Source organism: Sphingobacterium sp. B16(2022) (assembly GCF_012030425.1).
Classification (GTDB): domain Bacteria; phylum Bacteroidota; class Bacteroidia; order Sphingobacteriales; family Sphingobacteriaceae; genus Sphingobacterium; species Sphingobacterium anhuiense.
Map to the genome: position 1 here is coordinate 208,826 of NZ_JAAUVN010000003.1, position 12,333 is coordinate 221,158.

Genomic DNA, 12,333 nt, shown 5'->3' on the forward strand with positions numbered 1-12,333 from the left:
TGACCCATTCTTGACATTTCTCCATACACAGATCCACAAGACACATCCAATCTAACACCCAGCAATCTGAAAGCTATCAACAATTTGTTTAAAGCAATGCAACTTGTCGGTTTCCAAGTCCCCAGTTTTCACAACCTATCCCCCCATCATCCCATTTAAAATTTTTTCCACATATTGTTCATAAACTGTAGTCTCATGAATCAAAAAAAACGGAGTATCGCTTCAAAGAAATAACACTCAAAAAAATAAAAAGAATAAGGAATTATCAATTTTTAAGAAGAATTTGAGGTTAAAATGAAAAAAAATATTTTTGACCCAAGTAGACCGATTTTAAATACGGTCTACTTACTGCATTCTAAAATATCACTAATATTAAAAATATAAAAATTTAATTTTGCAAAAAACAAATAATCAAAATTATATACTTAATCAAAAAAGTTAGATAAGGCTATTGCCAATTATTTTTATTCGGAGTAACTTAAAGAAATAATTTCAGCAGTAAAGTTTACGCTTAAATTACATTTACCCAAGGGAAACAAAAACAGGTCATTTTCTAATTATTACTAATAGGGAGGGTAGATAACAAGGTTATGAAATATTACGACGAGAACACATTAATTTACTTAGACGGATCTTACGTCAAAGCTTTTGCTACGGGTCTTGACCTGTATACTCAAGCTTTGCATTATGGATATGGTGCGTTTGAGGGTCTTAGGGCATATAACACCCACAATGGACCTCGTATTTTTAAGGCACTGGAACACTTTGAGCGTCTAGAGAAGTCATGTGAGGCAATCAACATACCATATACGTGGGATAATAGGGAGTTGATTGACCGTGCTTATGAATTATTATCCATCAACAATCTACGTTCAGCCTACATTCGTCCATTGGTATTCTCTGGATCCAACATGCATCTCACTTCATCAACAGAAGCTCGGATCATGATGGCGGCATGGGAATGGGGACCTTATTTAGGACAAAATTTATTAAAGGTTGAAATATCGGATATTCAGCGACCAAGTTCAAAGGCATTTCCGATTTCATCAAAAATATCAGGCCAATACATCAACTCCATTTTAGCAAGTAGTAAAGCAATAAAAAATGGATATGACGAAGCACTGTTGTTAGATCAGGATGGTTATGTTGCACAAGCGTCAAGTGAAAACTTATTTATTGAAAAAGATTTCAAACTGTATACACCGCCTATTCAGAATATTTTTCCTGGCATAACCCGAAAACAAGTCATGCTGATCTGTAAAAAATTAGGAATTGAACTAATTGAGAAAAGGTTGACAGTGCAAGATATCCACGAAGCAGATTCAGCTTTTCTATCAGGAACGGCAGCAGAAATAATAGGAATCAAACAAGTCGATCACATTATTTATAAAGAAGATTGGGAGCATACAATAGGTGCTTCTATACAAAGAAGATATAAAAATTTAGTATTAGAGAACGAGAACTATGAAGTCATCATCTGATAAAGAACAAATATTGAATAAATACAGCCGTACATTCACACAAGACGAAACACAACCCGCAGCAAAAGCAATGCTTTATGGTATTGGTCTTACGGATGCGGACATGGAAAAAGCACAAGTAGGTATTGCAAGTATGGGTTATGATGGGAACACCTGTAACATGCATTTAAATGATCTAGCACAAGTCGTTAAAAAAGGTGTCTGGGCAAGTGATTTAGTCGGATTAACATTTGGTACAATCGGTGTCAGCGATGGTATGAGTAATGGTACTGCGGGTATGCGTTATTCATTAGTAAGCAGGGATGTCATTGCTGATAGCATTGAGACAATCTGTGGTGGCCAATATTATGATGGATTGATTGCGATCCCAGGATGTGATAAGAACATGCCAGGTGCAGTTATCGCTATGGGCCGTTTAGATCGTCCTGCGATTATGGTATATGGTGGAACAATTGCACCCGGTCATTATAAAGGCGAAGATTTAAATATTGTCTCCGCATTTGAAGCTTTAGGGCAAAAAATATGTGGTAATATTTCCGACGAAGATTACGATGGTGTCATCCGTAATACATGTCCAGGAGCAGGTGCCTGTGGTGGAATGTATACCGCAAATACAATGGCTGCTGCCATCGAAGCATTAGGAATGAGTTTACCTTACTCATCATCCAATCCTGCTGTATCACAAGATAAAAAAGATGAATGTTTAGAAGCAGGTAAATATATCCGTATCTTATTAGAAAAAGATATCAAACCTTCCGATATCATGACACGTAAAGCATTTGAAAATGCCATCCGTGCGATCATCATACTAGGAGGAAGTACAAATGCCGTATTGCACTTTATAGCAATTGGCAAATCCGTTGGAGTAAATATCACACAAGATGATTTCCAACGTATGTCGGATGAAACCCCGGTTTTAGCTGATTTTAAACCATCAGGTAAATACTTAATGCAAGATTTACATCAGTACGGTGGAATCCCTGCAGTTTTAAAATATTTATTAAATGAGGGATTGCTACATGGGGACTGTTTGACTGTAACAGGAAAAACATTGGCTGAGAATTTAGCAGATGTTAAATCCGTAATAGATTATGATCAAAAGATCATTCATAAACTAGCCGATCCTATTAAAGCAAATGGACACTTACAGATCCTATATGGAAACTTAGCCGAGAAAGGTTCGGTAGCAAAAATTTCAGGAAAAGAAGGAGAAAAATTTGTCGGACCCGCACGTGTATTTGATGGAGAACAAGATCTTATCGCAGGTATCTCTTCAGGACGTGTCAAAAAAGGAGATGTAGTGGTTATCAAAAATGAAGGACCGGTTGGAGCACCTGGAATGCCAGAAATGCTAAAACCTACTTCAGCTATTATTGGTGCAGGATTAGGTAAATCCGTAGCATTAATCACAGACGGAAGATTCTCTGGAGGTACGCATGGTTTTGTCGTGGGACACATTACCCCTGAAGCGTATAAAGGAGGTTTGATCGGATTAGTAGAAGATGAAGATATCATTGAAATTGATACCATCAACAATACACTAAATCTAAAAGTAGATGAAGCAACAATTGCTGCTCGACGTGCAAAATGGATACAACCAGCACTAAAAGTAACAAAAGGAGTACTTTACAAATATGCTAAAACTGTTGCTGACGCATCAGAAGGCTGTGTAACAGATCTATAAAGAAGAAGACCGAATAATCAACAAAACAAAGAATTAAAAATCGAATAAATTAAAAATAATGAGTACGCTGGAAAAAACTGAAAGCAAGGAATGTGCGAAGCAACCTCAACCTATTAGTCAACTAAAAGGTTCGCAGGCGGTATTAGAAGCCTTATTGTGTGAAGGTGTTGATACCGTATTTGGATATCCTGGAGGGGCTATTATGCCCATCTATGATGCATTATATGATTACAATGAAAAATTGACTCATATTCTAGTCCGCCACGAACAAGGTGGTATTCATGCAGCACAAGGCTATGCAAGAACCTCAGGTCGTACCGGTGTTGTATTTGCAACTTCTGGTCCCGGAGCAACAAATTTGGTTACTGGTTTAGCCGATGCTATGATTGATAGTAACCCTATAGTCTGTATCACTGGACAAGTATTTGCTAGTCTATTGGGTACCGATGCCTTTCAAGAAACAGACGTCATTAATATTACTGCTCCTGTCACCAAATGGAGTTATCAGGTGACAGAAGCATCAGAAATTCCTACAGCTATAGCAAAAGCTTTTCATATTGCCAGTACTGGCCGTCCAGGTCCCGTATTGATTGATATTACCAAAAATGCACAAATGGAATTATTCGATTATTTAGGTTATGAAAAATGTACGCACATCCGTTCGTACCGTCCATCTCCTATTGTAAGAAAAGAATATGTACAGGAAGCGGCAGCTTTAATCAATAGTGCACAAAAACCATTTATACTATTTGGTCAAGGTATTATCTTAGGTAAAGCTGAGCAGGAGTTTAAAGATTTCTTAGAAAAATCAGGAATACCTGCTGCAGCCACAGTAATGGGGCTTAGCGCACTCGAAACAGATCATCCACAACATGTTGGAATGCTTGGTATGCATGGTAACTATGCACCTAATGTGATGACTAACGAGTGTGATGTTTTAATCGCTATAGGTATGCGTTTTGATGACCGTGTTACGGGACGTCTTGACAAATATGCTAAACAGGCAAAAGTAGTTCATTTGGATATTGACCCTGCCGAAATTGATAAAAATGTTCAAACAACAGTTGCAGTTTGGGGAGATTGTAAAGAAACTTTGCCGCAACTGACCGAGTTAATTGACAAAAAAGAACATACCGATTGGTTAGAACAATTCAGAACCTTAGAAAAAGAAGAAATTAAAGAGGTCATCCAAAATGAGCTTCACCCTACAGGTGATGTGCTAACAATGGGTGAAGTTGTTCATTTATTAAATGAATTGACTGGCGGAGATGCAATTATCACGACCGATGTCGGTCAACATCAAATGGTTGCCTGCCGTTATGCAAAATTCAATCAAACCAAATCCAATGTTACTTCAGGAGGATTAGGAACCATGGGATTTGGTCTACCTGCGGCAATAGGTGCCTGGTATGGCGCTCCACATCGCGATGTTATTGCTATTATTGGCGATGGAGGATTCCAGATGACACTCCAAGAGTTGGGAACTATTATGCAATTTGGTGCTAAAGTAAAAATCTTGATCCTAAACAATCAATTCTTAGGAATGGTTCGCCAATGGCAACAGCTTTTCAATGAAAAACGCTATTCTTTCGTGAATATTACCAGTCCAGATTTTGTTGCCTTAGCAAAATCATACTACATAGAAGGGCAAAAAGTTTCAGAAAGAGATCAGTTGAAAACAGCTTTAAAAACGATGTTGGATCATGATGGAGCTTACCTTCTCGAAGTAATGGTTGGCAAGGAAAACAATGTATTTCCAATGGTTGCCCAAGGGACAAGTGTTTCAGAAATTAGATTGAAATAAAATGGAAAAACAAGAATATACAATCACAATATATACAGAAAATTCTATCGGTATGATCGGTAGAATATCAACCATATTCTCAAGAAGAAAAATAAATATCGAAAGTTTAAACACTTCTCCTTCCGAAGTAGAAGGGATTCATCGCTTTACGATTTTAATTACTGAAATAGAAGAAGTAGTACGCAAATTATGCCGTCAAATCGAAAAACAGGTAGAGGTACTCAAAGCATACTACAATACTAATGATGAAGTAATCTGGCAAGAACAAGCTTTATACAAAGTTCCAACAGAAGTCATTACAGAAAAAGTGTATGTAGAAAGACTATTACGTCAATATGGCGCATCTGCAGTTGTTATCCGCAAAGACTACACCGTCTTCGAAACCGCAGGTCATCGTGAGGAAATTGATAAGTTAACAGAAGAGTTGACCAAGTATAATTTAATAGAATTTGTACGTGGTGCACGTATCGCTATCATTAAAGAAAGTGCTGGATTTCATGCTAAATTAAAAGAATTTGAACGCAGAGAACCTTCTGAAGATGTCGTTGAAAACGAATATCTCGAAAAAGGAGATGATGTTTTCACCATGTAATGGCAACATTTCTTAACTTTCAAAAAATGAGGCAATGTCCTATAAAAATCATTGCCTCATTGAAAATTTCGATTAAAAAAGTAAAAAATGACACAACACATATTTGAATTTATTATCAGTAGCCGTAAAGGATTTATAAGATTGCTAGATGATTTGACATTAGACGAATTAAATCTTATACCAGAAGGATTCAATAATAACATCTTCTGGAATTTTGCGCATATCGTCGTTTCAACACAAACGTTGAGTTATGTTCGCACCGGTATCTTAGCAGATACGTTATCAGTAAAGTACAATGAAGACTATAAAAAAGATACTAAACCGACACGTAACGTGACACAGGAAGAAGTAGATGAATTGAAAGCATTAGCACTAACAACCGTCGATCAGATTCAAAGCGACTATGAGAAAGGTATTTTTACGACTATCACTCCTTACGCTACAGCAACCTATGGTGCTGAGATGAAAACAATCGAAGAAGTACTAATCGCAACCCTATCGCACGACAATTTGCATTGGGGATATGCCTTAGCACAACGCAAAGCAATTAGAAACAGTAAATAAAATAATCAACAAACCATCAATAAAGAAATTAACAACAACAATGGCAAATTATTTCAACACACTACCACTTAGAGATCAATTACATCAATTAGGTCAAGCAGATTTTATGGACAACAGTCAATTCGCTGACGGTGTAGATGCTTTAAAGGGTAAAAAAATCGTAATCGTAGGCTGTGGTGCACAAGGTTTAAACCAAGGTCTAAATTTGAGAGATAGTGGTTTAGACGTATCATATACTTTACGTAAAGAAGCTATTGAGCAAAAAAGAGATTCTTGGAAAAATGCTACAGATAACAATTTTACAGTAGGAACTTATGAAGAATTAATTCCTACTGCAGATCTAGTAATTAACTTAACACCAGATAAGCAACATACTGCTGTGATCAATGCTGTAATGCCTTTAATGAAAGAAGGTGCTACTTTGTCCTATTCACACGGTTTCAACATCGTAGAAGAAGGTATGCAAATCCGTAAAGACATTACTGTTATTATGGTAGCACCTAAATGTCCAGGATCTGAAGTACGTGCTGAATATGTGCGTGGTTTTGGTGTTCCTACTTTAATTGCTGTTCACCCAGAAAACGATCCACAAGGAAAAGGATGGGCTGAAGCAAAAGCATATTGTGTAGGTACAGGTGGTCACAGAGCTGGTGTATTGAAATCATCATTTGTTGCTGAAGTAAAATCTGATTTAATGGGCGAGCAAACCATCCTATGTGGTTTATTGCAAACAGGTTCTATTTTATCGTTCGATAAAATGGTTGAACAAGGAATTGACGCTGGATATGCATCTAAACTAGTTCAATATGGTGTGGAAGTTATTACTGAAGCATTAAAGCACGGTGGTGTAAGTGGTATGATGGATCGTTTAAGCAATCCTGCTAAAATCAAAGCTTTTGAATTATCAGAAGAATTGAAAGATATCATGCGTCCGCTATTCCAAAAACACCAAGATGACATTATCTCTGGCGAATTCAGTAAAACGATGATGGAAGATTGGGCTAACGGTGATGCAAATCTATTAAAATGGAGAGCTGAAACTGGTGAGACAGCATTTGAAAAAACTCCTGCAGGTGATGTGAAAATTGCAGAGCAAGAGTACTTTGACAACTATACTTTGATGGTTGCTTTCATCAGAGCTGGTGTTGAATTAGCTTTCGAAACTATGGTTGAAGCCGGAATTAAACCAGAATCAGCTTACTACGAATCATTGCACGAAACTCCTTTAATCGCGAATACAATCGCTCGTAAAAAATTATTTGAAATGAACCGTGTTATTTCAGATACAGCAGAATATGGCTGTTATTTATTTGATCAAGCTTGTAAACCATTATTAGCTGATTTCATGAAAACAATACAAACTGATTTAGTAGGTAAAAACTATAATGCTGGTAAAGACGCTTCAGTAGATAATGCTCAGTTAGTGGAAATTAATGATATTTTACGTAATCATGAAGTAGAAATTGTAGGTCGTAAATTACGTCAAGCAATGACTGCAATGAAAGCTATAAAAACTGTTTAAATTTTCGTAATTTAGACTGCAAAAATTCGGTTGTTTTTAGGAAGTTCCAAAAAAACAACCGAATTAAATTGAAAAATTAACATTAGAGAAGAAAATGTCAAAAACATTAGTAGAAAAAATTTGGGATGCGCATGTCGTCAAACGTGAAGAAGGATTTCCAGATATTATTTATATAGACACCCACCTTATCCATGAGGTAACTTCCCCACAAGCATTCGATGGTCTGCGCAAAAGAGGTTTACCGGTATTTCGTCCCAACCAAACTGTTGCCACGGCAGATCATAATGTCCCCACTTTAAATCAGCACCTTCCCATCAAAGAAGAATTATCACGCTACCAAGTTGATATGTTGACTAAAAACTGTGCTGAATTCGGTATTAACCTATATGGTTTAGGTCACCCCTACCAAGGTATTGTACACGTGATTGGGCCAGAATTAGGGATTACATTACCAGGTAAAACTATGGTATGTGGAGATAGTCATACCTCAACACACGGTGCATTTGGTGCTATTGCTTTTGGAATAGGCACTTCTCAAGTGGAACAAGTTTTTGCAACACAATGCTTACTGCAACAAAAACCAAAAACGATGAAAATCGAAGTAAATGGTGATTTGCAAAAAGGAGTAGGCGCAAAAGATATTATCTTATACATCATTGCAAAAATCTCTGCAGCAGGTGGTACAGGCTATTTTATTGAATACGCTGGTTCAGCAATCCGTTCATTAAGTATGGAAGCTAGAATGACCATTTGTAATATGAGTATTGAAATGGGAGCTCGTGGAGGCTTAATTGCTCCCGATCAAACTACTTTCGATTATGTAAAAGGACGTGAATTCGCTCCTAAAGGAGAAGAATGGGATAAAGCATTAGCATATTGGAAAACATTATATTCTGATGATGACGCACAATTTGATGCTGTATTAGAATTTGATGCAGCAGATATCGCACCGATGATCACCTATGGTACTAATCCAGGAATGGGTATGGGCATTACAGAAAGTATTCCAGCTACACAGTCACAACCTGAATCAGAACAGCCATCTTATCAAAAAGCACTCAACTATATGGGCTTTGCTGATGATGCTCCAATTTTAGGAAAACCAGTAGATTATGTCTTTATTGGAAGCTGTACAAACTCCCGTATCGAAGATTTACGTGAAGTTGCTGCATTTGTTCAAGGAAAACAAAAAGCAGAACAAGTAGAAGTTTGGATCGTTCCCGGCTCAAAACAAGTTGAAAAACAGGCAATCGAAGAAGGATTAGATAAAATTTTCGAAGCGGCAGGATTTCAATTACGTGAACCAGGCTGTTCAGCATGTCTAGGCATGAATGAAGATAAAATTCCTGCAGGAAAATACTGTGTTTCGACATCAAATAGAAATTTTGAAGGACGTCAAGGACCTGATGCCCGCACGATGCTGGTATCACCTTTAACTGCGGCAGCGGCAGCTGTAACAGGTAAAATTACCGATGTTAGGGAGTTGATATAATCTAATTGCTAATAGTAGCTGTTCTTAAATAACTTTTACAAATGTGCCAAATTTGTCAGACAGTCGCAGTCACCGAAAATAAAGTGATTCAACGTGAAGAGCAAAGTGCAAACGCAATCTTTAATCAAAGAACGTTGGAAAAAGATTATCATACATTGAAATCTGCTCTAAAACCAGGATTAAGAGTTTTGGATATCGGTTGTGGAACAGGTGCGATCACAAAAGATATCGCAGCCATAGTCGGCCCATCAGGTGCTGTTGTTGGAATTGATAATACAGAGTCTTTTATTACGGAAGGAAAAAATCTATTTGGTAGTATCCAGAATCTAGAATTGATTCATTGTGATTTACTAGATTTTGACAGCATCGAAAAATTTGACCTGATCGTTTCAGCACGTACTTTTCAATGGATTTCAACACTTGATAAAGCGATTGATAAATTGAAAACGTTATTAAAACCCAATGGGCAAGTATCGATATTAGACTATAATCATGAAGCCATCGATTGGACTCCAAAAATACCCAGAAGTATGGAACATTATTATCACATGTTTTTGATGTGGCGAAATGACGCTGGTATGAACAATAGAATCGGATACGATCTGGATGACATTTTTGAAGAACATGGTTTTGGTCAAATCGAAGTCTTTAACGCCGATGAACATTATGAGCGCAACAACCCATTACACCTAGACAAATTAAAAATATGGTCGCAGGTAGCCAACTCAAAACAAATGGTAGAAGAAGGGTATGTGAGCGATCAAGAACGTTTAGATGCTATTAAAGATTACAACAATTGGGCTGATAATTTAGCCGTCAGCATGACTATGAAGCTTAGAGAAGTTAGAGCAGTTTTAAAATAAAACATTGCACTGACAACAACATAACACGGAAAATATCAAGAGCTTGAAACAGCTCACATATAAAGTGAAACGAGTTGTTCATTGATACAGTTAAAGACAGATACTCGTAAATAATGAAGTGGAGGAAACCATCATGAGGCAAAAGTGGCTCAAAAAGGAGATAAATACTCTTCTCATGATAGCTTCATCAACATAAAATAACAAATTATTTAGATGAAAAAATTTGAAACAATAACAACAACGGTAGTTCCTTTACCGATTGAAAATATAGATACCGATCAGATTATCCCAGCACGCTTTTTAAAAGCGACTACACGGGATGGATTTGGTGACAATTTATTCCGCGACTGGCGTTATGATAGCGAAAATCAACCCAAGTCTGATTTTGTAATGAACAACCCTACTTACACAGGAAAAGTTCTTGTAGCAGGTAAAAACTTTGGTTGTGGTTCCAGTCGTGAGCATGCTGCTTGGGCTATCCAGGATTATGGATTTGATGTTGTGATCAGTAGTTTCTTCGCAGATATCTTCAAAGGCAATGCCTTGAATAATGGCGTATTGCCGATTCAGGTAACAGACGAGTTTTTAGAAACTATTTTTGATACCGTATTTAAAAACCCGAACACAGAAATTATCGTGGATCTAGAAAATCAAACCGTTACATTATCTGAAACAGGTGCACAACAATCTTTTGAAATTAATCCTTACAAAAAATCATGTCTTATTAACGGATATGATGATATTGATTTCATCCTAAACAACAAAAGTGCAATCGAAACTTTCGAACAAACAAGATAATGATAGAACCTGTCGTCCATATTGCCAATTTAACTGTCCAGCACCAATATCATGTGGTACTGCAGGACTTGAATTGGCAAATTGAACCAGGTCAGCACTGGTTAATCGGTGGTAGAAGCGGTACGGGAAAGACTACTTTGGCACAAGCAATTGCAGGCCAAATTCCATACAGTGGACTTTTAAAAATTAACTTTAACAGCAGCTCTCCTCTTCCTGCAGAAGTTTTATATGTTTCAAATTGGTATCAATTCACCAATTTAGAAGGCGATAAAAACTTCTATTACCAGCAACGTTACAACAAACATCAAACCAACGATACTTTAACAGTACAGGCCGAATTTCTACATTTTGCAAAAGAAAAACATTTGCAATTTGAAGAGGTAAAACCATACTTTCAAACTTTTGGGTTTGAAGATGTTCAAAACACACAGCTTATAGAATTATCCAGTGGTGAACATAAAAAACTGCAGTTAATTAAAGCGTTATGGCTAAAGCCACAAGTATTGATTATTGACCAACCCTATACAGGTCTGGATCGTCAATCTCGCCAAGAACTTAATCAAGCGTTCGATGATTTAGCACACGCTGGAGTGACTTTGATATTAATCAGTAATGATCAAACAGTGCCAACCTGTATCAATCATTTTGCAGAAATACAAGGAGGTCAGTTACTTGAAGTTTCTTCACAAGCAGCATTCTCAAGAGAAAAAGAGCGCGCAAGAAAACCACTTCCACATTTTTTACAGAAATCTCCACGTATTACTTCCCAAACCATGGTAAAAATGTCCAATGTGGATGTAAGGTATGGTGAAAAAGAGGTACTAAAAAAAATTAGTTGGGAAGTAAAAGCAGGTGAGAAATGGTTATTGCAGGGGCATAATGGATCTGGAAAGTCTACGTTATTAAGTTTAATCAATGGAGATCACCCTCAGGCCTATGCCAATGATATTGTTCTTTTCGGTAAACAAAGAGGATCTGGAGAAAGTATATGGGACATCAAAGCTCATTTAGGAATTATTTCACCTGAAATGCATTGGTACTTTGATCAGTCAGCGAAAGTTTGGCAAAGTGTTGCTTCAGGTTTTTTTGATTCCGTTGGACTATTCCGTAATCTCAGCTTTGAAAACCAACAATTCCTCGATCAAGTATTGGATTTCTTTGATTTGAAAGAAGATAAAAATAAATTATTAAATACACTACCCTTAGGCAAACAACGTTTAGCTTTGCTAGCAAGAACAGTGATTAAGAATCCTGAATTATTAATTTTGGACGAACCCTGCCAGGGTCTTGATTACGAACAAACACAACATTTCAATGCAGTTGTAGATGAACTATGCACCTATGGAAAAACATTAATTTATGTTGGCCATTTTGAGACACAGCTACCGGCATGCCTTGAAAAGAAAATCATATTAGAAAAAGGAATGGTTAAAACCATTGAAGATATTTTACAGTACGCATAACAGGAAACTATCATGCCCACGCTACTCCCAACATACAGTAGATATGCGCATGATAGTTTCATCATAAAAA

General features: G+C 37.0%; 10 protein-coding genes. All 10 read left to right on the forward strand.

Features of this window, described 5'->3' with window-relative positions; translation table 11 throughout:
• The first annotated feature begins 590 nt into the window (after positions 1 to 590).
• The 10 genes from ilvE to HCX49_RS15570 all read left to right on the forward strand — a co-directional run bounded on the left by ilvE (position 591) and on the right by HCX49_RS15570 (position 12,263).
• Positions 591 to 1,481, forward strand: a complete 891-nt coding sequence (gene ilvE / locus HCX49_RS15525; protein ID WP_021191836.1) for a branched-chain-amino-acid transaminase — start codon at positions 591 to 593, stop codon at positions 1,479 to 1,481.
• The gene (gene ilvD / locus HCX49_RS15530; RefSeq protein WP_021191837.1) at positions 1,465 to 3,165 is read left to right on the forward strand and encodes a dihydroxy-acid dehydratase; all 1,701 of its coding nucleotides are present in this window, start codon (positions 1,465 to 1,467) and stop codon (positions 3,163 to 3,165) included. Before ilvE ends, ilvD begins: the two co-directional genes overlap by 17 nt.
• Before the next feature lie 58 nt (positions 3,166 to 3,223).
• Complete coding sequence (gene ilvB / locus HCX49_RS15535; RefSeq protein WP_132769202.1) at positions 3,224 to 4,969, forward strand: biosynthetic-type acetolactate synthase large subunit; 1,746 nt, start codon at positions 3,224 to 3,226, stop codon at positions 4,967 to 4,969.
• 1 nt (position 4,970) lies between these two features.
• Positions 4,971 to 5,561, forward strand: a complete 591-nt coding sequence (gene ilvN, locus HCX49_RS15540) for an acetolactate synthase small subunit (RefSeq protein ID WP_021191838.1) — start codon at positions 4,971 to 4,973, stop codon at positions 5,559 to 5,561.
• Between the two features lie 87 nt (positions 5,562 to 5,648).
• Entirely contained in the window at positions 5,649 to 6,125 is a 477-nt protein-coding gene (locus HCX49_RS15545) for a DinB family protein (protein WP_132769204.1), read from the forward strand.
• 40 nt (positions 6,126 to 6,165) lie between these two features.
• On the forward strand, positions 6,166 to 7,647 hold the full coding sequence (gene ilvC, locus HCX49_RS15550) for a ketol-acid reductoisomerase (RefSeq protein ID WP_168127593.1): 1,482 nt from the start codon (positions 6,166 to 6,168) through the stop codon (positions 7,645 to 7,647).
• Between the two features lie 94 nt (positions 7,648 to 7,741).
• Complete coding sequence (gene leuC, locus HCX49_RS15555) at positions 7,742 to 9,139, forward strand: 3-isopropylmalate dehydratase large subunit (RefSeq protein ID WP_021191841.1); 1,398 nt, start codon at positions 7,742 to 7,744, stop codon at positions 9,137 to 9,139.
• A gap of 41 nt (positions 9,140 to 9,180) precedes the next feature.
• Positions 9,181 to 10,002 (forward strand): methyltransferase domain-containing protein, encoded by an 822-nt coding sequence (locus tag HCX49_RS15560; protein ID WP_021191842.1) that lies wholly within the window; start codon positions 9,181 to 9,183, stop codon positions 10,000 to 10,002.
• A gap of 213 nt (positions 10,003 to 10,215) precedes the next feature.
• Positions 10,216 to 10,800 (forward strand): 3-isopropylmalate dehydratase small subunit, encoded by a 585-nt coding sequence (leuD, locus tag HCX49_RS15565; RefSeq protein ID WP_132769212.1) that lies wholly within the window; start codon positions 10,216 to 10,218, stop codon positions 10,798 to 10,800.
• Positions 10,800 to 12,263 (forward strand): ATP-binding cassette domain-containing protein, encoded by a 1,464-nt coding sequence (locus HCX49_RS15570; RefSeq protein ID WP_206368530.1) that lies wholly within the window; start codon positions 10,800 to 10,802, stop codon positions 12,261 to 12,263. Before leuD ends, HCX49_RS15570 begins: the two co-directional genes overlap by 1 nt.
• The last annotated feature ends 70 nt before the right edge of the window (positions 12,264 to 12,333 follow it).